At 65.3% G+C, this 25,412-nt stretch carries 22 protein-coding genes; 7 read left to right on the top strand and 15 right to left on the bottom strand.

Annotation, left to right across the window (positions count from 1 at the left end; genetic code table 11):
• The first annotated feature begins 188 nt into the window (after window positions 1-188).
• A complete protein-coding gene (locus CH266_RS17900) occupies window positions 189-2,189 on the top strand; it encodes an SDR family oxidoreductase (RefSeq protein WP_032390003.1) in 2,001 nt (666 codons plus the stop codon).
• Window positions 2,190-2,303: 114 nt separating this feature from the next.
• Window positions 2,304-2,903 (top strand): methyltransferase family protein, encoded by a 600-nt coding sequence (locus CH266_RS17895; RefSeq protein WP_255175948.1) that lies wholly within the window; start codon window positions 2,304-2,306, stop codon window positions 2,901-2,903.
• A 13-nt stretch (window positions 2,904-2,916) separates the two neighbouring features.
• On the opposite strand, the gene CH266_RS17890 is transcribed toward CH266_RS17895, so the two are convergent.
• The 4 genes from CH266_RS17890 to CH266_RS17875 are packed head-to-tail and all read right to left on the bottom strand — an operon-like array spanning window position 2,917 to window position 6,649.
• Window positions 2,917-3,426: a hypothetical protein gene (locus tag CH266_RS17890; RefSeq protein WP_032408011.1), complete on the bottom strand. Its 510-nt coding sequence runs from the start codon at window positions 3,424-3,426 to the stop codon at window positions 2,917-2,919.
• Between the two features lie 9 nt (window positions 3,427-3,435).
• A complete protein-coding gene (locus tag CH266_RS17885) occupies window positions 3,436-4,194 on the bottom strand; it encodes an alpha/beta fold hydrolase (RefSeq protein WP_032371036.1) in 759 nt (252 codons plus the stop codon).
• 20 nt (window positions 4,195-4,214) lie between these two features.
• Entirely contained in the window at window positions 4,215-5,789 is a 1,575-nt protein-coding gene (locus tag CH266_RS17880) for a DNA polymerase Y family protein (protein WP_027496378.1), read from the bottom strand.
• The gene (locus CH266_RS17875) at window positions 5,786-6,649 is read right to left on the bottom strand and encodes a hypothetical protein (protein ID WP_032408012.1); all 864 of its coding nucleotides are present in this window, start codon (window positions 6,647-6,649) and stop codon (window positions 5,786-5,788) included. Before CH266_RS17875 ends, CH266_RS17880 begins: the two co-directional genes overlap by 4 nt.
• Before the next feature lie 205 nt (window positions 6,650-6,854).
• Here CH266_RS17875 and CH266_RS17865 point away from each other — a divergent pair, with 205 nt between their 5' ends.
• Window positions 6,855-8,075 carry a serine/threonine-protein kinase gene (locus CH266_RS17865; RefSeq protein WP_174557273.1) on the top strand — a complete coding sequence of 407 codons (1,221 nt, stop codon included), beginning with the start codon at window positions 6,855-6,857 and terminating at the stop codon, window positions 8,073-8,075.
• A 22-nt stretch (window positions 8,076-8,097) separates the two neighbouring features.
• Here the strand turns inward: CH266_RS17865 and CH266_RS17860 are convergent, their stop codons facing one another.
• Genes CH266_RS17860 through CH266_RS17850 form a run of 3 tightly spaced genes read right to left on the bottom strand, consistent with a single transcriptional unit; the run spans window position 8,098 to window position 11,050 of the window.
• A complete protein-coding gene (locus tag CH266_RS17860) occupies window positions 8,098-9,105 on the bottom strand; it encodes a MerR family transcriptional regulator (RefSeq protein ID WP_032408013.1) in 1,008 nt (335 codons plus the stop codon).
• Window positions 9,106-9,158: 53 nt separating this feature from the next.
• On the bottom strand, window positions 9,159-9,806 hold the full coding sequence (locus CH266_RS17855; RefSeq protein ID WP_032365604.1) for a response regulator: 648 nt from the start codon (window positions 9,804-9,806) through the stop codon (window positions 9,159-9,161).
• On the bottom strand, window positions 9,803-11,050 hold the full coding sequence (locus tag CH266_RS17850; protein WP_045842100.1) for a sensor histidine kinase: 1,248 nt from the start codon (window positions 11,048-11,050) through the stop codon (window positions 9,803-9,805). The genes CH266_RS17855 and CH266_RS17850 overlap by 4 nt, the downstream gene beginning before the upstream one ends.
• Before the next feature lie 278 nt (window positions 11,051-11,328).
• Between CH266_RS17850 and CH266_RS17845 the strand changes: the two genes are divergently transcribed.
• On the top strand, window positions 11,329-12,729 hold the full coding sequence (locus tag CH266_RS17845; RefSeq protein WP_094715860.1) for a PspC domain-containing protein: 1,401 nt from the start codon (window positions 11,329-11,331) through the stop codon (window positions 12,727-12,729).
• The gene (locus CH266_RS17840) at window positions 12,726-12,983 is read left to right on the top strand and encodes a hypothetical protein (RefSeq protein ID WP_027496370.1); all 258 of its coding nucleotides are present in this window, start codon (window positions 12,726-12,728) and stop codon (window positions 12,981-12,983) included. The genes CH266_RS17845 and CH266_RS17840 overlap by 4 nt, the downstream gene beginning before the upstream one ends.
• 5 nt (window positions 12,984-12,988) lie before the next feature.
• Here CH266_RS17840 and guaA read toward each other — a convergent pair whose 3' ends face one another.
• The 4 genes from guaA to guaB form a co-directional block, all read right to left on the bottom strand.
• On the bottom strand, window positions 12,989-14,578 hold the full coding sequence (gene guaA, locus CH266_RS17835) for a glutamine-hydrolyzing GMP synthase (RefSeq protein WP_094715856.1): 1,590 nt from the start codon (window positions 14,576-14,578) through the stop codon (window positions 12,989-12,991).
• A gap of 50 nt (window positions 14,579-14,628) precedes the next feature.
• Window positions 14,629-16,383 carry an FAD-dependent oxidoreductase gene (locus CH266_RS17830; RefSeq protein WP_032365607.1) on the bottom strand — a complete coding sequence of 585 codons (1,755 nt, stop codon included), beginning with the start codon at window positions 16,381-16,383 and terminating at the stop codon, window positions 14,629-14,631.
• Between the two features lie 188 nt (window positions 16,384-16,571).
• Window positions 16,572-17,711: a GuaB3 family IMP dehydrogenase-related protein gene (locus CH266_RS17825; protein ID WP_094715855.1), complete on the bottom strand. Its 1,140-nt coding sequence runs from the start codon at window positions 17,709-17,711 to the stop codon at window positions 16,572-16,574.
• 55 nt (window positions 17,712-17,766) lie between these two features.
• A complete protein-coding gene (gene guaB / locus CH266_RS17820) occupies window positions 17,767-19,290 on the bottom strand; it encodes an IMP dehydrogenase (RefSeq protein ID WP_032365609.1) in 1,524 nt (507 codons plus the stop codon).
• Between the two features lie 300 nt (window positions 19,291-19,590).
• Between guaB and CH266_RS17815 the strand changes: the two genes are divergently transcribed.
• Entirely contained in the window at window positions 19,591-19,995 is a 405-nt protein-coding gene (locus tag CH266_RS17815) for a DUF5319 domain-containing protein (RefSeq protein WP_027496364.1), read from the top strand.
• Between the two features lie 89 nt (window positions 19,996-20,084).
• On the opposite strand, the gene CH266_RS17810 is transcribed toward CH266_RS17815, so the two are convergent.
• The 3 genes from CH266_RS17810 to CH266_RS17800 all read right to left on the bottom strand — a co-directional run bounded on the left by CH266_RS17810 (window position 20,085) and on the right by CH266_RS17800 (window position 22,650).
• On the bottom strand, window positions 20,085-21,101 hold the full coding sequence (locus CH266_RS17810; protein WP_051365104.1) for an anti-sigma-D factor RsdA: 1,017 nt from the start codon (window positions 21,099-21,101) through the stop codon (window positions 20,085-20,087).
• On the bottom strand, window positions 21,094-21,672 hold the full coding sequence (locus CH266_RS17805) for a sigma-70 family RNA polymerase sigma factor (protein ID WP_094715854.1): 579 nt from the start codon (window positions 21,670-21,672) through the stop codon (window positions 21,094-21,096). Before CH266_RS17805 ends, CH266_RS17810 begins: the two co-directional genes overlap by 8 nt.
• 135 nt (window positions 21,673-21,807) lie before the next feature.
• The gene (locus CH266_RS17800; protein ID WP_080733357.1) at window positions 21,808-22,650 is read right to left on the bottom strand and encodes a hypothetical protein; all 843 of its coding nucleotides are present in this window, start codon (window positions 22,648-22,650) and stop codon (window positions 21,808-21,810) included.
• 686 nt (window positions 22,651-23,336) lie between these two features.
• Between CH266_RS17800 and CH266_RS17790 the strand changes: the two genes are divergently transcribed.
• Window positions 23,337-23,630 carry a WhiB family transcriptional regulator gene (locus CH266_RS17790; protein ID WP_027496361.1) on the top strand — a complete coding sequence of 98 codons (294 nt, stop codon included), beginning with the start codon at window positions 23,337-23,339 and terminating at the stop codon, window positions 23,628-23,630.
• A 79-nt stretch (window positions 23,631-23,709) separates the two neighbouring features.
• Here the strand turns inward: CH266_RS17790 and groL are convergent, their stop codons facing one another.
• Complete coding sequence (gene groL / locus CH266_RS17785; RefSeq protein ID WP_027496360.1) at window positions 23,710-25,323, bottom strand: chaperonin GroEL; 1,614 nt, start codon at window positions 25,321-25,323, stop codon at window positions 23,710-23,712.
• Window positions 25,324-25,412: the final 89 nt, after the last annotated feature.

Genomic DNA, 25,412 nt, shown 5'->3' with positions numbered 1-25,412 from the left:
TTTCAATCGCCCCTTCGGGGTGAGCAAGGCATTAGCGTGTGACACGAGGACCTCTCGGTTGTCGGTGCAGTTGTGGTAACCACACCGATACCGGAGGTCCTCACCTATCTGTCGCTGCCACGCCGTCCACAACGTCCCTGCTCATTACAACTAGCCGTCAAACTTACCGAGGAGTAAGGTCGCCTCGCATGGCGAGCTACATCGTGACCGGCGGTACCGGGTTTCTGGGTAAGAACGTGCTGCCCCGACTTCTCGGACGTGATGCGGACGCCCTCGTCCATGTACTAGTTCGACCGCAATCGGTCGCTCGACTCGAGAAGCTGGCCGACGATCTGGACGGCGGCGACAGAATCCGCCCACTGATCGGCGATCTCGTCGAACCCGGGCTCGGTCTGAAAGACGTTCCGGCCGACGTCGATCACATTCTGCATCTCGGTGCCGTCTACGACCTCACGGCGGGAGACGAGCAAACCCCGACCAATGTCGCCGGAACGGCGTCGGTGATCGAACTGGCGAAAAGGACCGGCGCTCGTCTGCACCACATCTCGTCGATCGCAGTGGCAGGTGACTACCGAGGGACATTCTCCGAGAACGATTTCGACAAGGGGCAGAACTTTCCGACGGCGTATCACCGCACCAAGTTCGAGTCCGAGAAACTGGTTCGCGGCAGCTCCGCGGACTGGCGGGTGTACCGCCCCGCTGCCGTGGTCGGGCACTCCGAGACCGGCGCGACAGACAAGATCGATGGCCCGTACTACTTCTTTCCACTGTTCGCCGAGCTGGCGAAACTGCCTGCGGTCCTGCCGATCACGGTACCCAAGATCGGACACACCAACCTGGTTCCGGTCGACTACGTCGCGGACGCCATCGTGGAACTGGTTCACCGAGACACTCCGTCCGGCAGCGTTTTTCACCTGGTGAATCCGGAGCCTCAGTCGATGGCCGAGGTGTACTCCGCATTCTCTTCGGCTGCCGGATCCCGCGCCAGAATCGTCGACATCCCAGGGAAGCTGGTTGCCCCCGTGGTGTCACCCACATCCGCAGCGGTTCGGAAACAACGCAACGCTGCGCTTCGCGATCTGGGCGTGCCGCCGGTGATGCTCGATCATCTGACTCTGCCGACCGTCTTCGAGTCCGCAACGACACAGAAAGCATTGCAGGGCAGCTCCATCGCACCGCCGCCGCTGCGGACGTACGCCGACCGCCTGTGGCAATACTGGATCGAGAATCTCGACCCCAAGCGCAACCGCCGAGACGACCCACGCGGTCCGCTGTTCGGACGTCACATCGTCATCACCGGCGGGTCCTCCGGTATCGGCAGGGCCAGCGCCGAGGCCGCAGCGCGAAAAGGAGCGGTGGTCATCGTGCTCGCGCGCGGCCAAGATCAGTTGGACGAGGTCGTCCAGCAGATTCGCGCCGACGGCCATGTCGCTCATGGGTATTCGTGCGATGTCACCGACAGCGAGTCGGTCGAACGAACAGTGAAAGCGATACTGCACGACCACGGGCACGTGGACATGCTCGTCAACAGCGCGGGCCGATCCATTCGCCGCGCGCTCTACCGTTCCACCGACCGACTGCACGATTACGAACGCACCATGGCCGTCAACTACTTCGGAGCGATTCGTGTGGTGTTGGCGCTACTGCCGCACATGCGCGAACGCAGCTTCGGGCATGTGGTCAACATTTCCAGCGCTGCAGTGCTGGGGCACCCTCCTCGGTTCTCGGCGTACGTGGCGAGCAAGGCAGCACTCGACGGTTTCACCGATGTTGCTGCAGCAGAGACGCTCTCGGACGGAATCACCTACACGACCATTCACATGCCGCTGGTGGACACCCCGATGATCACCCCGACGGGCGACAAGAACGTCGGCACTGTCTTCTCACCGGAGAAGGCAGCCGCGATCGTCATCCGCGCGCTGAGCGACAAGCCGAAGCGAATCGACACCCCGCTGGGAACACTCGGACAGTTCGGGGCCATCTTCAGCCCCAAGGGCAAAGATCGCACGATGCATCAGCACTACCGTAAATTTGCCGAGTCGGCCGCCGCCAAGGGCGAAACGCCGGTACCCGTCGAAGACGGGAAAGTGCCCTATCGGGTTCGGCCGTACGACCCGTCGACCCCCAGCGCGCGTATCGGCAAGGTCGTCCGCCGCATCGGCAGGTTGGTACCCGGCACCAGTTGGTGACGTGCACGTCAGGGGGCCACGGCAGTCCACAGGGTCCAGCGATCGCGTTCGATCGTGGAGTGGGCGGTCTGGGTGATGTTCCGTTACGGGTCCACGTCTGCGAAGCTGTCACGCGTGATCGCCGAGAAGCTGCCGTTGTTCGTGACCGATCGTGCGGCCGCTGCTGTTCTGGCGGCAGCATTCACCGGCTTCGTGTGGTCGGAATACAAGATGGGAATGCGGAAGCCGCGGGCCGGCTCTTCGAATCAAGACAATGGTTCCGGTCGCGCCGTCGGCCGCGGCCTTGTGCTCTCGTATGGCGGAGGCCTTCTCCTGAGCGTGATCTCACCGGCCACTGTATGCACCCGCCACCGACGGGCGGTCTTCCTGACAGGGTTGGCCACCGCAACCCTCGGGCAGACACTTCGGGTCTCGGCAGCTCGCACACTCGGAGAGTCCTTCACCTTCGTGGTCCACACACACCCTGAGCAACTCGTGGTTCGGACGGGCCCGTACCGGTTCATTCGCCACCCGTCGTATACCGGCGCACTGATCTGTGCGCTCGGTTTCTGTATTGCGTACGGGAACTGGCTTTCTCCCGCCATGGTGGCATTTCTGGCCGGGGGATACGTACGCAGAATCCCATCGGAGGAGAAGGCCATGCTCGAGGGATTGGGAGACGCGTACACCGAATACATGGCACGCTCGAAACGATTGGTGCCCTTCGTCTTCTAGCCCGGGGTTTTCCTCAGCGCAACAGAGCTCTTGCCCACACTCGCAGAAATCCCTGACTCAGGTATGTCAATGAGCCGATGGCCAGTATCCATTTGACGGTGCTGACCACGGTGGTGGCCCGTACGACGGTGTCGGAGATCTGTTCTCGGTTGTCCACCAGTATCAGCCCGACGATGTTTTCGATGTAGTCACCGGCAGCGGAGGCCACGGGAGCGAGAGCCAATGCCGTCGTTATTGTAGGGCTCAGCGGAGTCTTCGCAGCCAAGCTCCTCGCACCCGCACGCAGTGCGATGGCATAGATGGCCGGGTGGACGAAGTCGGGCAGATAATGCCTGCGGAAGCGGGCGATCTCCGTCTCGTCCATGCTCGCCAGAATCTTCCGGTACCGCTGTTCGGACCAGGCCGTCTGCACGGCAAGCACTTTCGGTGCCGCGGGCCCGAGCAACCGGGCGATATTGGCCTGGGAGACGACGAACAACGCCGACCATCCCAGTAGCTTCCGATCCAGCACAGTCAGCGACATGAGAGCAGATTACTGCGTCAGAAATGGACGAACTACCGCCTCGAAGGCTGAGTAGCCATCGCGGTGGATGCTGTGTCCGGTCCTGAATGCCTCCACTCGACAGTTCGGGATGCTCGCTACCATCGCGTCGAGCCGAACCGGATCGACCATGCCGCCCGGACCTCCACGAAGTACCAACGTCGGAGCAGTGATGTCGGCCAACGACTCCCACCACCGCGGGTTCGGCCGACGGAACTGCTCGAGAGCAGTGGCGGTCATCGATCGATCGAACGCGAGTACTGCACGGGGATGCAGAACAACGCTGGTCGCCGCATGCCAGAGTTCGGTGACCGACGGCATCCGCCCGGTCAGGGTCGGCGGGGCGTCCCCCGGCCTGATCGGTATCGGAAGTTCTTCGAGAACCAGGCGTCGGACGAGAGACGGGCGACGCTGCGCCACGAGCGAGACCGCGTATCCACCGAGTGAATGTCCGACGAGATCGACTTCGGTGAGCCCGAGGTGATCGATCAGGGCGAGGAGATCACCGCCGAACATGTCGAACTCGTACGTGGGCGTGTGGGCACTCTTGCCGTGCCCTCGGAGGTCGACGGTGATCACCCGGCGACCGTGCGCGGTCAGAGCCCGAGCGAAGCGATCCCAGGTTCCGCTGTCTCCGCCCATGCCGTGCACCAGCATCACCGGTGCCGCACTCGTGTGTTCCTGCGGCGCGAACGAGCGATACGCGATGTCGACGCCATCGAGGTCGACCGTCTCGGACATCATCTGCATTTCCCCGACGGTAGCGGTTCCTACTCGTAGATTCCTTCCACCCGCCACAGACCGTCGTCGAACACCAGCAGCAACGCCCTCTCGTCGTCGAGCACCACCTGTGCCCGCGCCGTCGGCCCCGTCGATCCTTGCCCGCTGTCCCACCACCGTTCGTCGACGGGCCACGGCCCGGCCAGGCCCGTCAACTCCCATTCCTTGGTCCCCCACCGCAATCTCTTGGGCGGCGCATCGAACACACCGCGGTCGGTGACGCCGATTCCCGAACCCGCTCGGTTCATCAGCGTCACTGCCGGGCGTGTCTCGATCACCGCCGCCGGTGCCGGCTCGGGTAGTCGGCCCGGCCACGGGGCCGATGGATCGGACAGCGGCACCAACTCGTCTCCCAGTGGACGCAACGTGATCCGCTCGGCCGGCCCGCGTCCACCGCTGAGAACACCCCCGAGCACCGATTCGCCGCCGAGCAGACCCTGAACGCGTACCAACGCCCGACGCGCCCTGTCGTCCTCGTCACCGACACTGCCCCACAAACCCAGCTGCAACTCCCCTGCTGCCACCACTTCGATCGGCTCGAGGCGCAGGACGGTGATCGCCGACGTCGGCTTGTTCTCGCTGCGTCCGGTGATCCAGCCGTCGAGTTGCCACCGCACGCGATCGGCCGTGCCCTCCGGCGTCAACGGCTCGGCGCACCGCCAGATTCGCGACAAATTCTCACCGTTGCCGGTACTGGCGTGCACCAGCAACCGAGTGCACGCAACAGCAGCCGCGGCAAGCTTGGTGTGCAGCTGCTCGGCCAATGCGCGCCCGGCGAACGCGGCTGCATCCACCCGGTCGATCGGCGGATCGCACAGATACTCCACATCCAGGTCGGGAGGCAGAGCACGGGCAGACGGCGGCCTTTCGGGCTCACCGCGGGCACTGCGATGCGCCAGCACGGCATCGGTACCGAATCGCGATGCCACATCCGACGGAGACAGGGCAGCGAAGTCCCCGATTCTGCGTAAACCCAAGCGGTGCAACAGATCCACCAGTTCACCACGATCGGCCGCGGCCATACTGGGCTCCGCCGAGAGTTCGGCGATCGGTAACGGCGAAAGAAACCCGGCACCACCACCGCGCGGCACCACCTGTGCGTACCGCGCGGCGACGACTGCGGTGGACAACTCGTCGGCAATCCCGATCTGACATTCGACACCTGCAGCCGACGCTTCGTCGATCAACCGCTCCGCGGCGCGATGCTCGGTACCGAAGTACCGTCCGACACCACGCGCTGCAAGAACCAACAGGCCCGGCCGCAGCACTTCGACGCCGGGGGCGATGGCCGCGACAGCCGAGACCACGGGCTCGAACAGGCGTGCATCACGATCGGTATCGGCAACGGCCACATGCACGTCGGGGCACCGCGCCTGCGCCTCCCGGCGACGTAGGCCGCGCTTGATGCCCGACGCCCGTGCCGTGGCCGAGCAGGCGACGACCCGGTTGGCCGACGTGACGACCACCGGATGCGTCGCCGGTAGATCGGCCTGAGCTGCTGCGGCGACGGCAGGCCAGTCGGGACACCACAGCGCCAGAACACGGTTGGACTGGCCGGTACTCATGTCGAGACCGCGATCGACAACGGATTCGACTCCTGCTGTTCGGCATGCCATTCGATGCGGCCGTTCTCCGCACGCAAGTCGAATCGAACCGTACGAGGACGCATCGCTTTACCCCGCGCGCACACCGACAATCGAACCCCGCGCAGCCGGCCACGCCCCAGCTCACGGCCTGTGCCGAGGCCGTCGTAGCCGTGCACCGACGCGTCGAGTCGTAGCTCGGCTCCGTCCCAGTGCCCGTCGGTCACCACCAACGTCGACCCTTTGCTGCGGGCGCGCGCCACTACTGCCCTGGCCCGAGTCGGTGGTACCGACAGGCCACCGAGACCGAGGACGACGAGATCGACACCGTCGAGCAGGATCGCCGCCACTTCCACCGGGTCGGGGCCGGGATCGGGAATGAGAGCCAGCTTGCTCAGCTGCGCGCCCATCTCCACCGCAGCCAGAAGTCCGAAGCGGGGCTGACCTATGACGGCGACATGACCGCCGGCACCGGTCACCGCGGCTACCAACCCGATCAACAACGAACCGGCACCGGACACCGAGGCCACCGTTCCGCGCACCAGACCACCGTGCGGAAGAACCTCCATCAGCGCCGACGGCACCGGAAGAACAGGCCGCCTACGGGTCGGTACCGACACCTGCTCCGAGCCGTCGACGGCGTCGGATTCGGGGTCGGATTCGGGGTCGGTAGGGCGGGGACGAACGGGAGCAGAATTCTCGATGCGCACCGAGGCCGTTTCACCGCGAGACGGTACGGCAGCCATCCGACTGCGTAGCAGCGCCACCCGCTCGGGAAGCGACAACCCGTCGAGCGCATCCGGCGGTACGGAAGCCTGTGCTGCAGCCTCGGAAACAGACATGTCACTCCCCTTCACTGCATGAAAAATCGAGCCGAAACACCGGTGTTCGACGGACGCGGGAAGTGACGTATTCGAACACAATTTCGATCTGCACCCAGTAAAGCCGTTCGGACGGCAACTCGTCAAGGCGATGCCGTAGCCCCTGGTAGAGGCGGTAGTACCGCTGCTGCGGGCACACCGCGGCATCGTCCACTAACCTGTGGACGTGACCGATCAGCAGCGTGTTCGACGGGGAGTCGGGCCCGACTACCTCCTCGCCGGCAGATACCGTCTCGCCGGCAAGCTCGGCGGTGGCGGCATGGGCGCGGTCTGGCTCGCCACCGACACCCTTCTGCACCGGCAGGTGGCCGTCAAACAGGTCACCTCCACCACCCGGTTGACCCCGGAACAGGCAGTGGACGTGCGCAACCGGGCCATGCGCGAAGGACGGATCGCGGCCCGCCTGTCGAGCCCACACGCCATCGCGATGCACGACGTCGCTCTCGTCGACGGCGAGCCGTGGTTGATCATGGAATACCTGTCCTCACGCAGCCTCGCGCAGGCGCTCGGCGTCACCGACTCACTACCACCGTTCGAAGTCGCTCAGATCGGTGCGCAGATCGCCGACGCCCTGACCGAAGCACACGACGCCGGAATCGTGCATCGCGACATCAAGCCGGGCAACATTCTGATCGCCGACCGCGGCAAGGATCTGGGCATCGTCAAGATCAGCGATTTCGGCATCTCTCGAGCCAAGGGCGACGTGGAGGAAGCCGACGACAGCGTCATCACCGGCACCCCCGCGTACTTCGCCCCCGAGGTCGCCCGCGGCCAGGACCCCACTGCGGCCAGCGATGTGTTCTCCCTCGGTGCCACGTTGTACACCGCAATGGAAGGTGCGCCGCCCTTCGGCATCGATCACGATTCGATTGCGCTCCTGCACCGAGTTGCCAAGGGGCAGATCATCTCTCCCACTCGCAGCGGAGACCTCACCGGCCCACTACTGCACATGCTCGAGCCCGATCCGGCTCGACGTCCCACCATGGCCCAGGCCCGTGACGAGATCATTCTTGCCGCAATAAGCAAGCGCGGCACCATCTCTCAGTTGCGCGGAGTACCTCTGACCTCAGCGGACGGCGTCGTCCCCGCCTGGGCGAGACGATCGACACCCGTCTCGGAATCTCGCCGACCGTCCCGAGAATTCGGACGCACCATCGCCGGTCTGCCCGCCGTGCAACCGGGAGAGAGCCGAACGGATCCGACTCCCTCCTCGTACTCACCGCCGCCGTTCGACCTGCCGAAGAAGAGAAAGAACCCGGTCCAGGACGCACTCATGCGCATCGAGGACGTCATCGGCGACCGGACGTCCATCCCGGCGACGGCCGTCCTCGGCGGACTCGTCGTGGTCGTGATTCTTCTGATCCTGGCTGTCGTCCTGTTGCTGTAACAACTCCCGCGCAGTCCGCCGTTCAGCCGAGAACCGGCATCACCAACGTCGTCAGAGCACCGTCGACCGCGGAACGCACCAGCATCGGTTGATCCGGTGCAGCGATATCGAGCATCAGATCCGGTCCAACGGCCGATGCGACGGCGGCCTGCAGGACGGCCGCATCGAAGAACACCACACTCTGTGAACCGGTCACCCGTGCAGGAACCGGAACACCATCGACCGAGAAACCGTCGGGCCCGGCCACGATGCGCAGGGTACCGCCATCAACGGGAACGAAATCTCGTTGCAGCACAACCCTCGTCACAGTCGGAGCCAGACCGTCCATCATCGTGCGCCAGTCGGGGAATTCACCGTCGACCGTGTTCACCGCCACCCGAGAACCGTCGGAGTCGACCACCATCGACTCGTCGGTTCGCGTCAGCACGAGGGTGCCCGAGGCGGGGACGGCCTCGAGGGATCCGACGCCTACGATTCGCGACCACGGTAGTCCGGGCGAGCACTGCGCGACGAAACTGCGCGTGGACAATCGATACCGATCCGTCGCGGTGAGGGTGACGCTACTTCCGTCCACCTCGATCAGTACGCCCTGCAGTACCGGAAATTCTTGGCTCGCCCCGGCCGCCGACGAGACCTGCGCCATCGCCGAGGCCAAATCCTCGGCTGATACCGTTGCCGTGCAGTATTTTTCGTCGAACAACCGGCGAATCGACACTGCTGCCTCGGCTGCCGCCCGCGCCTGTGCAGCCAGAGCTTCGACGTGTCGATCCACGATCTCGATGGCGGCAGTTCCATCGCCGTCGAGGGCAGCGGCAACCTTGTCGAGTGGCAGCCCGATCTCGCGCAGCTGGCGAATGATGTTCGCCCGCTTCGATTGTGCGCGAGTGTAGTAGCGATAACCCGATTGTGCGTCGATGGACGCCGGGGCCAGCAAGCCGCAATCGTCATAGAACCGCAGCGCGCTGGGGGTCAGCCCGCTCTCGCGAGCGAACACACCGATGGTCAGGAATTCTTCGTCCGAATCAGTCATGTCGAAATCCTGAAGCTTCGCGTCGGTCGAAGGTCAAGCCCAACGCAGACGGCCTAATCGATTCGACGCTTGTGCGCCCACCGCGTCAGTGCATTCCTGTTCGATTGCTGGGTCTTCCGAAGAACATTGGACGCGTGCGTTTCGACGGTTTTGACCGAGATGAACAGATCCTCGGCGATCTCCCGATACGTGTAGCCGCGCGCCAGCAACCTCAGTACTTCGAGTTCACGGGGCGTCAACGAATCCAATTCCGGATCCAACGGCGGCTCGGGCGCTGCGCTGCGGCCGGTGAACGAGTCGAGGACGAAGCCGGCAAGACGCGGGCTGAACACCGCGTCTCCCCCGGCTACGCGTCGGACGGAATCGGCCAGTTCCGAGCCGGAGATGGTCTTGGTGACATACCCCCTCGCGCCGGCCCGGATGACGGCGATGACGTCCTCCGCTGCGTCGGACACGCTGAGCGCCAAGCACACCGGGCCCTCGGCAATTCGGTTGAGCACGGCCACGCCACCACCGTCGGGCATGTGCACGTCCAGCAGCACCACGTCGGGCTTGGTGGAATCGATCCCCGACACCGCCTCGGCGACTCCGCCTGCTTCCCCGACGACGTCGATGTCCACCTCACGGCCCAGTTCGGCGCGTACTCCCGAGCGAAACACCGCGTGGTCGTCGACCAGAAAAACGCGGAAAGGGTCGGTCACGTCGGCTGCTCCTGATGGTTGGATTCGGATTCGGTGGTCACTGCCCCGCCGTTGCGTGGCATGAAGATTCGTACCTCGGTTCCCTTACCGACTGTGGACCGCACCTGTACGGAACCGCCGCGGCGTTCGATTCGTCCACGGATGGACTTGGCCAGTCCCTGTCGGTCCTCTGGCACCGCAGACTCGTCGAAGCCCGTACCGCGGTCGCGGACGAAGACACTGACCTGCTCGGGTTCGGTTTCGGCGAACAGATCGATGTTGGTCTCACCGGAATGTTTGGCCGCGTTGACCAGAGCTTCACGAGTGGCCCCCAGCAGCGCAGTGAAGCTCTCTCGCGACAACCCCGATTCGACGTCGTCCGGCAAAAGATGCACGTCCCCGACCGTGATGGGACGGACCGTCACGCCATGTTGATCCTCGACCTCGCCGGAGATGGTCTTGAGCGCATCGGCCAAGCTCGAGTTGTCTGTGTCGCCGCCGTCGAACAACCACTTGCGCAGTTCTCGCTCCTGCCCACGCGCCAGCCGCATGACCTCCTGCGGCCGATCCGCCTGCTTCTGAATGAGCGCCAGCGTCTGCAGCACCGAATCGTGCAGATGCGACGCAATCTCTTCACGCTCGTCGTTTCGGATACGCGCCGATCGCTCGGCCCCGAGCGCACGCCAGGTCCGCAACCAGATCGGCACCGTCAACAGACCGACTCCGACGAGGGTGACCACCACGGCCAACAGGGACGACCGAAGCGACGCGAGATCGACGCGGGCCAACACCACCACGGCCAGGCCCAGGACGATCAACGTCGCGCCGCCGACGACACGAGCCCAGCTGAGCACGGTCGGTTGCTTGGGCAGCCCCAGCGCCGTCCGCGGCCCCTCGGCATCGAATTCTCGCCACACCAGGGCAGCACCGACGACGACCACGACGACCGGCACGACAACCGATGCCGCAGTACCACTGAGCAACCAGGCCAGCCCGACGGCGAGTCCGAGGCCGATGGCGGCCAGTCCCAATGCTCGTTGCCGCTCGGTAGCGCTCGGGCGTGCCGTGTCGTCACCGACCGGGGTGAACATCCAGATCAGGCCGTACGCAACGATCCCTGCACCGGCGGACGCCGCGAGCAACGCGAACGCCACCCGGATCTTGAACACGTCGACACCCAGATGATCGGCGAGTCCGCCCGCGACGCCGCCGACGATACGACCGCCTCCGCGGCGTCGATACGGTGCGGGGGCCGAACGTTCCAACGCTGCACGAGAAGCCGAACCCGACGCAAGGACAGGGTGCGGCGGGAGGGGACGGGTCGACGGCGCAGCACCGGGCGCGGCGGACGCGCCGACGGCGGCGTCAACGGCTGGATTGTCGACAGGGTGCACGCCCACGATCCTGGCACGGCCGAGGGCGGTACCGCATCAGGGTTCGCCCTGATCTTTCGCCCTTGCAACAGACCCGGGTGCAAGTCCGGGGTACGAGATCAGGGGAATCCCTGATGTGTTCCGAGGTTCGAGCCGACACGATGGTCATCATGAACAACGTGACCGTCTCGGATCAGCTACAGCAGATGTGGCGCACCCGTCCGCACCGCTTGCCGCAACGCGGACACGTGGCGGGTGTAGCAGCCGGTATCGGCTACCGATACGACGTCGACCCCGTACTGATCCGGGTCGCATTCGTCGTGTCCACCCTCTTCGGCGGCACCGGAATCGTGCTGTACCTGGCGGCGTGGCTGGTCCTCAGCCGCGCCGGCGACTCCGCCTCGGGGGTCGAATCCATGGTGGGCCGAGGGCACAGCTCCGATTCGACGACGAAGACCGTCGTCGTGGCGGTCGCGTTGGTGATCGCACTGTCGACACTCGGTCCGGCCGGTGTGGGACTCGGCGGATCCGGCGTGATCTCTCTCGCGGCGATGCTCGGCGGACTGTGGTTGCTTCACCAGCGCTGCCCCGAGCCGCCGCCGTACCTGCGAACAGCGGAATTCACCCGGCAGCAGTACGCACCGACCACCTTCGGCTCGACCACCACCTCCGCGGAGCAGTGGTCCGCCGCGCAATACCGGCCGCCGCAGTTCCAGTACGAGCAGTACACCCCGTACACGACGCTACCCAAGAGCTACGAGCCGACACCGCAGACAACACAGACAACACAGCCGGTATCGGAATCCGGTACTGCACCGACCGTCGACCTCACCAAGAGCACACGTGCCGAAAGTACCTCTGCCACTGCCGTTCCGACCACACCCCAGGCCGTGACACCTCCGTCGTGGGACCCGTTGGGAGTGGCACCGTTTGCGTGGGACCTCCCCGAACCGGCCGGCATCTTCCCACCGGCACCGATCGAACGTAAACGTCGATCGCGTTGGACGGCAAGCTTTCTCGGCCTTGCATTGCTCGGCGCTGCCGTCACCACCGGGCTCGGAGCACTGACAGGTTCCGACTGGATCACTCCGGGCCGCGTCGGTGCCGTCGCGTTGTCGATCATCGCAGTGGGTCTGATCCTGGGCGCATTTCTCCGAAAGGGCTACGGCCTTTTGGTCGTCGGCGCGCCGCTGGCCGGGTTCGTCATCCTGGCATCGGTTGTCGGGCCGGTGAATCTGGACGACAGTGTGTCGGGCGCGCAACGGGTTGCCCCGACCACCGCCGCCGCACTTGCCCCCGCCTATGACGTCGGCTTCGGTGAACTGGACCTCGACCTCACCGGCCTGACGCTCACCGAGAACAAGACTGTGGCGATCGATGTGACGTTCGGCAGTGCCGTGGTGACCGTACCGAGCACGATGAGCATCGAGACGAAATGCAACGCCGAATTCGGTTCGGCCGAGTGCGGTGATCCCGGCGTCCGCGCCGGAAAGGACGCACGACCCGACGCGCCGGTCTTGACGATCGAAGGCGATGCGACATTCGGAGAACTGAAAGTGGTGCAGCAATGAGCGACAACGGGATTCACACCGAATACGGCCACGGCGACAGTTCTTCGGACACCGCGGCACAGAGTTCGAGCAGGCAGGGCCCATCGGCTCCGTTGTTCCTCGCCGGACTCGCCGCGCTGATCGTGGCGATCGCCGCGCTGATCGGCCAGGACGCCGTCACCGCCCTGGCCGAGGTTCAGTTCCGCTGGGTGTTCGTCATCGCTGCGGTAGTGGTGGGTGCGGCCTTACTGCTGGGTCCCAGCAGAAAGCACTGAACCCGCTACTCCCACTCGATGGTGCCCGGCGGCTTGCTCGTGACGTCGAGTACGACTCGGTTGACCTCCGGAACCTCGTTGGTCACCCGAGTCGAAATCGTTTCCAGCACGTCGTACGGCAACCGGGTCCAGTCCGCGGTCATCGCGTCCTCGCTCGACACCGGACGCAACACGATGGGGTGGCCGTAGGTACGACCGTCTCCCTGCACGCCGACGCTGCGCACGTCGGCCAACAGCACCACCGGGCACTGCCATATCTGCTGATCCAGGCCTGCGACCGTAAGCTCTTCTCGGACAATCGAATCCGCGTGACGCAACGTGGCCAGTCGGTCCGCGGTGATCTCGCCGACGATGCGAATGGCCAGTCCGGGTCCCGGGAACGGTTGTCTGCCGACGATGTCCTCGGGCAGGCCCAGCTCGCGTCCGACGGCGCGCACCTCGTCCTTGAACAGCGCCCGCAACGGCTCGACCAACGCGAACTGCAGGTCGTCGGGCAGTCCGCCGACGTTGTGATGGCTCTTGATGTTCGCGGTACCCGAACCGCCACCGGACTCCACGACGTCCGGGTACAGGGTGCCCTGCACCAGGAACTCGACGGAATCACCGTGCTCTGCGTTCTCTCCCAGCACCTCGGCGACGGCACCCTCGAAACTGCGAATGAACTCGCGGCCGATGATCTTGCGCTTCTCCTCGGGATCCGACACCCCGTCGAGCGCGCCGAGGAAGGTGTCCACCGCGTCGACGGTGACGAGCTTGGCACCGGTCGCGGCTACGAAGTCCTGCTGCACCTGCTCCCGCTCGCCTGCGCGCAGCAAGCCGTGGTCGACGAAGACACAGGTGAGCCGATCACCGATCGCACGCTGCACCAGAGCCGCGGCCACCGCGGAATCGACACCACCGGACAGGCCGCAGATCGCCTTGCCCGTCGGACCGACCTGCTCCTGGACGGCGTCGACCAGCGCGTCGGCGATGTTCGCGGCGGTCCAGTCCGGCTTGATTCCGGCGGTCTCGTGCAGGAATCGGCTCAGGACCTGCTGTCCGTGTGGCGAGTGAAGTACCTCGGGGTGGTACTGCACACCCGCCATCCGCTTCTCTTCGTTCTCGAAGGCAGCAACCGGAGCCCCGGCACTGGTCGCGGTGACGGTGAAGCCGTCGGGAGCAGCGGTGACCGCGTCACCGTGACTCATCCAGACCGGCTGGGTGGACGGCAGACCGTCGTGCAGGCGGCCGCCGTCGACGCTGAGCTGAGTACGCCCGTACTCACGCGTTCCGGTGTGCTCGACGGTTCCGCCGAGCGCCTGCGCCATGGCCTGGAAGCCGTAGCAGATACCGAATACCGGGACGCCCAGTTCGAGCAGAGCGGAGTCGAGTTCGGGTGCACCCTCGGCGTAGACGCTGGACGGCCCACCGGACAGCACCAGAGCAACGGGATCCTTGGCGGCGATCTCCTCGGCGGTCGCGGTGTGCGAGATGACCTCGGAGTACACGCTGGCCTCGCGCACCCGGCGGGCGATCAGCTGTGCGTACTGGGCTCCGAAATCGACGACCAGAACCGGCCGTGCGTGTGCGGGATCGTGTGCAGAGGAGTCGGTCACCTGGTCAGTCTAGTGGGACGGCTTCGGTGTACTCGCAGCACCCGAATCGCTCACGCGACACCCGAATGTTCGACGGGCATGGCCGCCGAACCGGACCTGATCTGCACGATCGGCAGCCGCAGGCCGCCGGGTGCGTCGACGGGCACGACGGGCGAGTTCGGAGCGATCGGATCGAGGCGCTGGTAGGGCTGGCCCTGCGCCGGACGCAGGTCCGACTCGCCCTTGTTCGGCCACAGAGCCGCCGACCGCTCGGCCTGCGCGCTGATGGTCAGCGACGGGTTGACTCCGAGGTTGGCCGAGACTGCCGCACCGTCGACCACGCTGAGAGTCGGGTAGCCGTGGACGCGGTGGTACGGGTCGATGACACCGTGCTGGGCGTCCTCGGCGATAGCGCACCCGCCGAGGAAGTGTGCGGTGAGCGGGATGTTGAACAGCTCGCCCCACGTCCCACCCGCGACGCCGCCGATCTTCTTCGCGATGCGCCGAGTGGCGTCGTTGCCCTCAGGAATCCACGTCGGGTTGGGCTGACCGTGTCCCTGGCGGCTCGAGATCTTGCGACCGAAGGGGCCCCGCTTGGTGAACGTGGTGATCGAGTTGTCGAGGTTCTGCATCACCAGTGCGATAATGGTCCGCTCGCTCCAGTGCCGGACGTTGACGACGCGGACGAACTGGATCGGATGCGCGATCAGCGCGAAGACGAACTTGAGCCAACGCGGAATCTTTCCTCCGCCGTCGGTCATCAAGGTCTGCAGCATGCCCATCGCGTTGGAGCCCTTGCCGTAGCGGCACGGTTCGATGTGGGTGTTGGGGCTGGGGTGGAACGAGGACGTGATGGCGACGCCGCGCGTGAGATCCATGTTCGGATCGACCGCCAACTTCGCGGCTCCGACGATCGACTCCGAGTTGGTGCGGGTCAGCTCACCGAGAGTGTCCGACAACCGCGGCAACGTGCCCGTGTCCTTCATCTTGTGCAGGAGGTTCTGCGTGCCCCACGTGCCGGCTGCCAGCACGACATTGGCAGCGCTGTACGTCTTGCGACCCTTGCGCAGACGCGCCCCGGTGCGCTCGGTGTCGACGTCCCAGGTGCCGTCGGACCGAGGATTCAGGCCGGTGACCGTGGTCATCGGCACGATCTCGGCTCCGGCACGTTCGGCCAGCCCGAGGTAGTTCTTCAGCAGAGTGTTCTTGGCACCGTGGCGGCACCCGGTCATGCACTCGCCGCATTCGATGCATCCCGTGCGCTCGGGGCCGGCACCACCGAAGTACGGGTCCGGGACGGTCTTACCGGGTTCGTCTCCGAAGAACACGCCCACCGGGGTCTGAATGAACGTGTCGGCAACGCCCATGTCCTCGGCCACCGACTTCATCACCTCGTCGGCGGGGGTCATGTGCGGGTTACGCACGACACCCAACATGCGGGTGGCCTGGTCGTAGAACGGGGAGAGCTCACTGCTCCAGTCGGTGATGTGCGCCCACTGCTTGTCCTCGAAGAACGGTGCCTGCGGCTTGTACAGCGTGTTCGCGTAGTTCAGCGATCCGCCGCCGACCCCTGCACCGGCGAGGATCAGGCAGTCGCGCAGCAGATGCACCCGCTGGATGCCGTAGAGACCCAGCTTGGGTGCCCACAGGAAGCGCTTGAGATCCCAGCTGTTCTTGGCGAAGTCCTTGTCCTCGAATCGCTGCCCGGCTTCCAGGATTCCGACGCGGTATCCCTTCTCCACCAGCCGAAGCGCGGTGACGCTTCCACCGAAGCCCGAACCGACGATGAGAACGTCGTAATCCGTTGCGCGTCCAGCTGAACCCATGGTGACCTCCGCTACGTCCGTTACCTGTCGAACAGTATGCACATCGCTGTGTGACTACCGCCACAAGCGATTCTAGCTGTTACGGAAGGTATCACCAACCGAGGGTCGGCTTACCGGGACATGCCCGACGAACGACACAGGGCGCGCACCCGGAGATCGAGTGCGCGCCCTGTCGTATGGGGGTTCTGTCAGGCCCGAACGTTCAGGCCGACCTTCTGAAATTCCTTGAGATCGGAGTAGCCCGATTTCGCCATCGAGCGACGCAATCCGCCGACGAGGTTGATCGAGCCGTACGACTCACGCGACGGTCCGTGCAGCACCTGATCGAGGCTCGGACGCTCCCCCGCGGACATCGGTAGCAAGGCGCCACGCGGCATCGACGGATGCGCCGCGGCGGACGGCCAGTACCAGCCGCCACCGGAAGCCTCGGCGGCCACGGCCAACGGCGCGCCGAGCACCGCAGCATCTGCGCCGCAGGCAATGGCTTTCGCCAGTGCGCCGGACGTGGTGATGTCGCCGTCGGCGATGACGTGCACGTAGCGTCCACCGGTTTCGTCCAGGTAGTCCCGACGTGCGGCCGCCGCGTCGGCGATCGCAGTGGCCATCGGAACACCGATGCCGAGCACCTCACCGGTGGTGGTGCCACCTTCGACGGAGCCGTAGCCCACGATGACGCCGGCCGCACCCGTGCGCATCAGGTGCAACGCTGTCCGGTGATCGCTGACGCCGCCGGCGATGGCGGGGACGTCGAGCTCTGCGATGAACGTCTTGAGGTTGAGCGGCTCGTCGTCGCCGTGCGCAACGTGCTCTGCAGAGATGATCGTGCCCTGGATGACCAGCAGATCCAGACCCGATGCGATCAGAGCAGGCGTCAGGGCACGGGCGTTCTGCGGGCTCACTCGTACAGCGACGGTGACACCTGCATCACGCACCTGGCCCACTGCGGCGGCCAGCAGATCGGGCTGCAACGGCGCAGCGTGCAGTTCCTGCAAGAATGCGATCGGTGCGTCGGGATCGAGATCGGTCTCGGCGATGTGGATCAACTGATCGAGCTTGGCCTGCACGTCGGCGTGCCGCGCCCACAGCCCTTCACCGTTGATCACCCCGAGCCCGCCTTGCTTACCGAGCTCGATGGCGAACGCAGGCGAGACCAACGCGTCGGTCGGATGGGCGAGCACCGGAATGTCGAACCGGTAAGCGTCGAGCTGCCAGGCAGTCGACACCTCCTTGGACGACCGGGTCCGCCGAGACGGCACGATATCGACATCGTCCAGCTGGTAGGTGCGGCGGGCTTCTCTGCCCATGCCGATTTCAACGAGGTCGCGCACGCGCGCACCTTTCTACTTCGAGAGCGAATCGTTCGGCCACCAGGGGCCGACGCGACTATCGGGTGGTGTAGTTCGGAGCCTCAGCGGTCATCGTGATGTCGTGCGGGTGGCTCTCCTTGAGACCGGCCGCGGTGATCTGCACGAACTGAGCCTGCTGCAGGTGCTCGATGGACGTCGACCCGGTGTACCCCATGGCAGCGCGCAACCCACCGGTGAGCTGATGGATGACCTGGTTCAACGGACCCCGGTACGGGACGCGTCCCTCGATCCCCTCGGGAACCAGCTTGTCCTCGGCCAGCACGTCGTCCTGGAAGTAGCGGTCCTTCGAGAACGACTTCGCTCCCCCGCGTCCCTGCATCGCACCGAGCGAGCCCATGCCGCGGTAGCTCTTGAACTGCTTGCCACCGACCAGGATCAGCTCACCCGGAGACTCGGCGGTGCCGGCCAGCAACGATCCGAGCATCGCGGTCGACGCGCCTGCGGCGAGTGCTTTGGCGATGTCACCGGAGAACTGCATACCGCCGTCGGCGATGACCGGCACACCGTGCGGCTTGCACGCGGCCACGGCTTCGAGGATGGCGGTGATCTGCGGAGCGCCGACGCCGGCGACCACGCGGGTGGTGCAGATCGATCCGGGTCCGACGCCCACCTTCACCGCATCGGCACCGGCCTCGACGAGGGCTAGTGCGCCCGCGCGGGTGGCGACGTTTCCGCCGACGACCTGAACGCGCTCGCCCACCTCTGCCTTGAGCTTGCTGACCATCTCGAGCACCTGAGAATTGTGGCCGTGCGCGGTGTCGACGATGATGACGTCGACGCCGGCATCGGTCAGTGCCATCGACCTGGCCCAGGCATCCTGCCCGACGCCCACCGCTGCTCCGACCAGCAAACGACCGTCACGGTCCTTGGTGGCGTCCGGGTGCTGCTCGGTCTTGACGAAGTCCTTCACCGTGATCAGGCCGGTGAGTGCGCCTTTGCCGTCGACGATCGGTAGCTTCTCGATCTTGTGGCGACGCAGCAGGCCGAGGGCCGCTTCGGCGGTGACCCCCTCCTGCGCGGTGATCAACGGTGCCTTCGTCATGACGTCGGCGACGCGACGGTTCTGATCCACCTCGAACCGCATGTCGCGGTTGGTGATGATGCCGACCAGCGCACCGGTCTCGTCGGTGACCGGGAGCCCCGAGATACGGAAGCGCGCACACATCGCGTCGACCTCGGCCAGCGAGTCGGTGGGCTTGCAGGTGACCGGGTCGGTGACCATCCCGGCCTCCGAGCGCTTGACGGTCTCGACCTGAGACGCCTGATCGTGCAGCGAGAGATTGCGGTGCAGCACACCCATGCCGCCTGCACGTGCCATCGCAATGGCCATCCGCGCCTCGGTGACGGTATCCATCGCAGAACTGACCAGCGGGACTCGCAGCCTGATCTCGCGGGTGATCTGACTGGACGTGTCCACGGCGCTGGGGATCAGATCCGAAGCGGCCGGCAGCAGCAGGACGTCGTCGAACGTGAGGCCGAGCATCGCGACCTTGTTGGGATCGTCGCCGCCTGTGCGGACGTGGGCTCCGGGACTACTCATACGAATCTGGCCCTCCCTAGAGCCTGGTTGCATCGTGGGCGCGGCATGCGGCCGGTGAGAGCTCGCAGGCGCACCGCGGTGCGGTGTTGGAGAACGGATGGAGTTTCGGCACTTGCACTCATCTGTTCAGCGCCGGGAACCATGGTATCGGCCTGCGGCACAATCAGTGCGCACGCCTCCCGCTGCGGACGCTCGGAGGCACCGAATCGAAGACCCGACGGGGTCCGGCGGTACGGATCGTCCGGCATGTCGCGCTCGAACGGCTGGCGCAGACCCACCAGTTCTGCGTACCGTGGAGGCGTGCGCGATCAACTGCCTCCCGGTCTACCCCCGGATCCGTTCGCCGGAGACCCCGCCGACCCGTCGGCCGCCCTCGATGCAATCGAGCCCGGCCAGCCTCTCGATCCCCAAGAACGGCTGGCCGTAGAAGAAGACTTGGCGGACCTCGCTGTCTACGAGGCACTCCTCGGCCACCGCGGTATCCGTGGACTCGTCGTGTGCTGCGAAGACTGCCAGCAGGACCACTACCACGACTGGGACATGCTGCGTGCGAATCTGCTGCAGCTGCTCGTCGACGGCACCGTGCGCCCGCACGAGCCGGCCTACGACCCGGTGCCCGACGCGTACGTCACGTGGGATTACTGCCGTGGTTTCGCCGACGCATCCATGAACGACGCTCTGCACGGAGACGGTTTCGAGAGCTGAGACCCCAGACAAACGAAGAAGCCCGACACGATCATCGTGTCGGGCTTCTTCGTTGTTCACGGTCTGCGTCGTCGAACAGGGCCTGTCGCTCAGCTTCCGCCGGACGGAACCGACATGCGGTCACCGTTCTCGGGCGAACTGCCACTGGCAGTGGCCGTCGGCTGATTCGGGTTGTCGAGCACCGTCGGCGTGACGTCGGTGGTCGTCGGACTCGGACTCGTGGTGACGGGCGGGCTGACCGGTGTCGTCGTTTCCGGATTCGGCGTGCTCGGAACCGCGGTGGATTCCGGTGCAACCGTCTCCACCGGAGCCGTCGGAACCAGAGTTGCTTGGCTGGGCACCGACAACGGGGCTGCCGGGGCCACACCCATCGGAGGTACCACGGGCGGCACCGTCATGGCCTGCAACTCCTGCAGCAAACGGGCCAGCCACTGGTCGAGTTCGGCTCGCTGAGCATCGTCGATGACCGCGGAACTGCGGTTCGATGCGTTGTCGAGAAGAGCGCGGGCAGCGTCGGCATCGCCGGACGACAGAAGGTTCTCCGCCTCCTGCAGCTTCGATGTCGTATCTATCTGCGCGACAGTCGAATCGGCCTGCTCGGAGAACACGACCGACTTGACGCTCCACAGCGGATCCTCGGGCGTCGAGTTGTACGAGATGACCACCAGACCGCCCAACACGACTGCGATCGCGGCGGCGGCACCGGCGAGCGGACGCAACAGACGCATCCGGCCCCCGCGGTTCGCCGCGCTGGATCGAGCCATGTCGGCTGCCACCTTCTCGCGCTCGACGGCCGCAACAACGGTGTCGAGAGAAGGACCGGCCGGCATGGACGGTGTGATCACGTCCGCTCGCCAATTGGCGAGCAGGAGCGCGAGTTGGTAATCGTCCGCATCATCGGTTGCGATCGGTCCGTCACCACTGATCGCGTCGATGAAGGCATCGTCACGACGAACGGCGACGAGGTCCACGGGACCACCGTCTGCGCCGATGTCGGCATAGGGATCGTTCTGCTTCGGTCCAGTGGGTGTCACGTGCTCTCCGATACGCGAGATTCCGCGACGCGGGGTCTCACCGGGGCCACCGTGACCATTGTCCCTAGCCATACATTTCACCTGCTCTCACAACTTCGTTCTTCAGTTTTGCGATAGCTCGGTGCTGAGCCACGCGGATAGCGCCTGCAGTGCTGCCGACCGCAGCTGCCGTCTCCTCGGCCGACAATCCGACGATGAGTCGGAGCACCAGAATCTCGCGGTGCTTGGCGGGCAAGGTGTCCAGTAGTGCAGTCATCTGACGACTCGACTCGGATTCCAGAGCTCGCTGCTCCGGACCGTGTTCTGTCGACACGACATCTGGTACTTCGGCGGCCGGGTCCGATTTGTTACGCGAGGCACTGCGATGAGCATCTGCGACCTTGTGCGCCGCGATGCCGTACACGAATGCCATGAACGGACGACCTTGATCCTGGTAACGCGGCAAGGCGGTCATGACTGCCAAACAGACCTCCTGCGCCACGTCGTCGGCCGAAAGCTGACCACGCTCAGCCGAACCGACTCGAGCCCGGCAATACCGGACGACGAGTGGTCGGATGAGTTCCAAGACCCGGGACAGAGCCAGTCGATCGCCTTGCGCTGCGGCAACGACGAAAGAGTCCAACTCCTCACCCGCACTGTTCATCGTCGACAAATTTCCCCGCGTTACAGGTACGCACCCGCCTGGGAGCGCTTCCACGTGGTGGTGGAACGAACCAAGGATAGCGATACCGACGGCCCACAATCGAACCGCTCGGTCCGTGTGCGGCTACGGTCCAGGTCAACCGACCGCGGATCCACCCAGTCGTTCGAGTGCGGCTCCCAGGTCGCGCGCCGGAACCATGTTCGGATCCGCTCCCCCGGTTCCTTCGCACAGCATCGTCGCGGCCCAGCGCAGGGGCAGTAAACCGTGCATCGCCGCAGCGCAGGCCACGTCGACGGCTCCTGCACGTGCGCGCTCGGTCGCACCGGCGCAGCTCAGGGCAGCGGCCATCACCAGATCGGTTTTGATGCGATGCCGTAACGAATCGGTGTCGTCGGCAAGTGCGCGAGCAGACTCGGCGTGTCGGAGCGCTCCCGAGCCGTCCCCACGCATCATTGCCAGCTCGGCTGCCACCCAGTGCGCGCGCAGCGCCGGACGCCACAGATCCGACCCGCCACGCACCGAGAGCAGCTCTGCGTTGCGCGCCAGGAACGCATCCGCGAACCCGAATCGGCCGGTCCCCAGTGCATCCGCCGCCAATCCGACCAGCGCATCACTGCGCGCCTCCACCGCGTCCGTCGTTCGCGCCTCGCCGGTGAGCCCGATCAGGAACACCGCCCTCCCGTCGAACCCGCGGGCGAGCCGGTGCCGACCGACCTGGCGTAGCCATGACGCCCTGGTCGACTCGTACAGGGACTCGAGCGCCTGCGACGTCGGCCGGAACCGCCGGAGCTCGACCCGGGCAGCGTTGTACCGACCCTGGCCGGCCAGTGCGACGCCGCGGCACCAACTCTGCCGCGCATCGGTAGCCGCCGGTAGGTCGGTTCGACCGGGGTCTGCTCCGAACGCCGCCTTTTTCAGCGAGAGCCCGATGCAATCGGGCTCTCCGGTGACGCGCGAGGACTTCGAAACACTGTGCACGACGTCAGGGTATGGCCACGGACGGACTGCAGGCACGCGAGTCGGCCGACCGAGAACGACGGACACGCAACGCACGAATGCGAATGTCGCGCCGGACGGCTGTCGCATTCACGACGACCTTTCAGGACGCCGCTGCAGTTTTCACAGAATTAACAATGTGAATAGGTGTTGTTTCGGAAACAGTTGTCTGAACGCTGTGTGGCGAATGGGTTAAACGGCGGGTCGTTTATCGGAGTCGGAGAAGAATGCGTCGGGCACATTCGACACCGCCGATCGGAATCGTTCGGCAACAACGACCGACTCCTCGCTCGATCCGCTCGGCCGCTCGTGCAGCGACGCCGAACCCGGCCCGCCACCGCTCGACGCTCTGCGACAACACCTTCGAGCTGCAGGTCTTCGAGAAACGCGCGGTGAAATTCGGAGCGGCACCGGCTCGCGCCGACACGTCACCGTCGATCCTGCGCCGCGTCGTGCCATGAGCATCGTCTCCCGACTCGGCCGATTTCTCAACCGGAGGCGCACACATGAGAGCGGCTCGAAGTAAATATCGAGCGTGTTAATTCTTCGCCCTCCCGCTATGCATTTGCCCACGATCGAGCTCTATTGACTCGATTTCGTCGACCCACATAACGTTGTCGCTGTTCGGATCACGAATCCGTCGAAGCCACACCACCCTAGGAGTTTCCATGCCGCAGCCGAATCACCTCCCTGGGCCGAACGCCGATATTTGGGATTGGCAGATGCACGGCTTGTGCCGTGGCGTCGACTCGTCCATGTTCTTCCACCCCGACGGCGAGCGGGGTCGGGCGCGAGCACAGCGAGAGATGCGCGCCAAAGAGATGTGCCGCAGCTGTCCGGTACTCGCTCAGTGCCGCACCCACGCACTCAACGTCAGCGAGCCGTACGGCATCTGGGGAGGGATGTCCGAGACGGAGCGCGAATTGCACGCCCGGCACAACCGCCGTCGCATCGCGGTCTGAGCACACGACGTTCACAGCTGCACACACGACGAAACCCCCAACCCGTTCGGGTTGGGGGTTTCGTCGTACTACCCGAAAATCAGTGAGCGTGTCCGTGGCCGGTTGCGGCCTCGGATTCTTCTTCGGGCTTCTCGACGATGGAGCTCTCCGTCGTCAGGATCATGCGCGCGACGGATGCGGCGTTGACCACGGCAGATCGGGTCACCTTCACCGGATCCACCACACCGTCGGCAAGCAGGTCGCCGTACGTCAGGGTCGCAGCGTTGAAACCGTGGCCCTTCGGCAACTCGGCCACCTTGCTGACGACGACGGAACCGTCGATGCCGGCGTTGGTGGCGATCCAGAACAGCGGTGCGTTCAGTGCAGTGCGCACCACTGCGACGCCGGTGGCTTCGTCACCGGTGAGGCCGAGATCGTCGGCAAGCGACAACGCGGCCTGAGTCAGAGCGGAGCCACCGCCGGGAACGATGCCTTCTTCCACTGCAGCCTTGGCCGCTGCAACTGCATCGTCGACGCGGAACTTGCGTTCCTTGAGCTCGGTCTCGGTTGCGGCACCGACCTTGATGACGGCGATGCCGCCGGAGAGCTTCGCGAGCCGCTCTTCGAGCTTTTCACGATCCCACTCGGAGTCGGTGTTCTCGATCTCGCGACGAAGCTGGCCGACGCGGGCATCGATGTCGTCCTGCGAGCCGGCGCCGTCGACGATTGTCGTCTCGTCCTTGGTGACGACGACGCGACGCGCCCGGCCGAGCAGCTCGAGGCCGGCTTCCTTCAGGCTCAGGCCGACATCTGCAGTGATGACCTGGCCTGCGGTGACGACTGCGAGGTCGTCGAGGAACGCCTTGCGACGGTCGCCGAAGAACGGAGCCTTGACGGCAACGGCCTTGATCGTCTTGCGGATGGAGTTCACGACCAGAGTCGACAGAACCTCACCCTCGGTGTCCTCGGCGATGATCAGCAACGGCTTGCCGCTCTCGGCAACCTTCTCCAACAGCGGAAGGAAGTCGGGAAGCGAGGTGATCTTCTCGCGGTACAGCAGGACGTAGGCGTCCTCGAGCACAGCTTCCTGCGTGTCGACGTCGGTGACGAAGTACGGCGAGAGGTAGCCCTTGTCGAACTGGACGCCCTCGGTGACCGACAGCTCGGTGAGCAGCGTCGAGGACTCCTCGACGGTGACGACGCCGTCTGCACCGACGCGGGTGAGCGCCTCACCGACGAGCTCGCCGATCTCGGGGTCCCGCGAGGACACGGTGGCAACCTGAGCGATGGCCTGCTTGCCCTCGACCGGGGTGGCCGCGGCGAGCAGTGCCTCGGCAACCTTGTCGGCTGCCTTGGAGATGCCGGTGCCCAGCGCGATGGGGTTGGCTCCGGCGGCGATGTTCTTCAGTCCGCCGCGGACGAGAGCCTGTGCGAGAACGGTCGCCGTGGTGGTGCCGTCGCCTGCGACGTCGTTCGTCTTGGTGGCGACGCTCTTGACCAACTGGGCGCCGAGGTTCTCGAACGGATCTTCCAGGTCGATTTCACGAGCGATCGACACACCGTCGTTGGTGACCGTGGGGCCACCGAAGGCCTTGGAGAGGACGACGTGGCGACCACGCGGTCCGAGAGTGACCTTGACTGCGTCGGCGAGCTTGTCGACGCCGCGCTCGAGAGAGCGGCGTGCTTCCTCGTTGAATTGGATTTGCTTTGCCATGTTTCGGTGTTACTCCTTCGAGTAAAGAAACTCGATCGAACGCACTCCGCCCCGGGACCGACACTGAAATCGGATTCCGGGGCGGGATG

The sequence above is a fragment of the Rhodococcus sp. 06-1474-1B genome (assembly GCF_002258885.1).
Taxonomy (GTDB): domain Bacteria; phylum Actinomycetota; class Actinomycetes; order Mycobacteriales; family Mycobacteriaceae; genus Rhodococcoides; species Rhodococcoides fascians.
Note: the sequence above shows the minus strand (reverse complement) of the source record. Positions and strands in the feature narration are given on the sequence as shown.

What these genes read in the sequence shown, in the direction of transcription:
- CH266_RS17790 (WP_027496361.1), top strand. Translation starts at nt 23,337, where the DNA reads ATGCCGCAGCCGAATCACCTCCCTGGGCCGAACGCCGATATTTGGGAT.
- CH266_RS17885 (WP_032371036.1), bottom strand. Translation starts at nt 4,194, where the DNA reads ATGCAGATGATGTCCGAGACGGTCGACCTCGATGGCGTCGACATCGCG.
- CH266_RS17860 (WP_032408013.1), bottom strand. Translation starts at nt 9,105, where the DNA reads ATGACTGATTCGGACGAAGAATTCCTGACCATCGGTGTGTTCGCTCGC.
- CH266_RS17900 (WP_032390003.1), top strand. Translation starts at nt 189, where the DNA reads ATGGCGAGCTACATCGTGACCGGCGGTACCGGGTTTCTGGGTAAGAAC.
- groL (WP_027496360.1), bottom strand. Translation starts at nt 25,323, where the DNA reads ATGGCAAAGCAAATCCAATTCAACGAGGAAGCACGCCGCTCTCTCGAG.
- CH266_RS17830 (WP_032365607.1), bottom strand. Translation starts at nt 16,383, where the DNA reads ATGGGTTCAGCTGGACGCGCAACGGATTACGACGTTCTCATCGTCGGT.
- CH266_RS17875 (WP_032408012.1), bottom strand. Translation starts at nt 6,649, where the DNA reads ATGTCTGTTTCCGAGGCTGCAGCACAGGCTTCCGTACCGCCGGATGCG.
- CH266_RS17845 (WP_094715860.1), top strand. Translation starts at nt 11,329, where the DNA reads ATGAACAACGTGACCGTCTCGGATCAGCTACAGCAGATGTGGCGCACC.
- CH266_RS17880 (WP_027496378.1), bottom strand. Translation starts at nt 5,789, where the DNA reads ATGAGTACCGGCCAGTCCAACCGTGTTCTGGCGCTGTGGTGTCCCGAC.
- CH266_RS17805 (WP_094715854.1), bottom strand. Translation starts at nt 21,672, where the DNA reads ATGAACAGTGCGGGTGAGGAGTTGGACTCTTTCGTCGTTGCCGCAGCG.
- CH266_RS17810 (WP_051365104.1), bottom strand. Translation starts at nt 21,101, where the DNA reads ATGGCTAGGGACAATGGTCACGGTGGCCCCGGTGAGACCCCGCGTCGC.
- CH266_RS17840 (WP_027496370.1), top strand. Translation starts at nt 12,726, where the DNA reads ATGAGCGACAACGGGATTCACACCGAATACGGCCACGGCGACAGTTCT.
- guaB (WP_032365609.1), bottom strand. Translation starts at nt 19,290, where the DNA reads ATGAGTAGTCCCGGAGCCCACGTCCGCACAGGCGGCGACGATCCCAAC.
- CH266_RS17890 (WP_032408011.1), bottom strand. Translation starts at nt 3,426, where the DNA reads ATGTCGCTGACTGTGCTGGATCGGAAGCTACTGGGATGGTCGGCGTTG.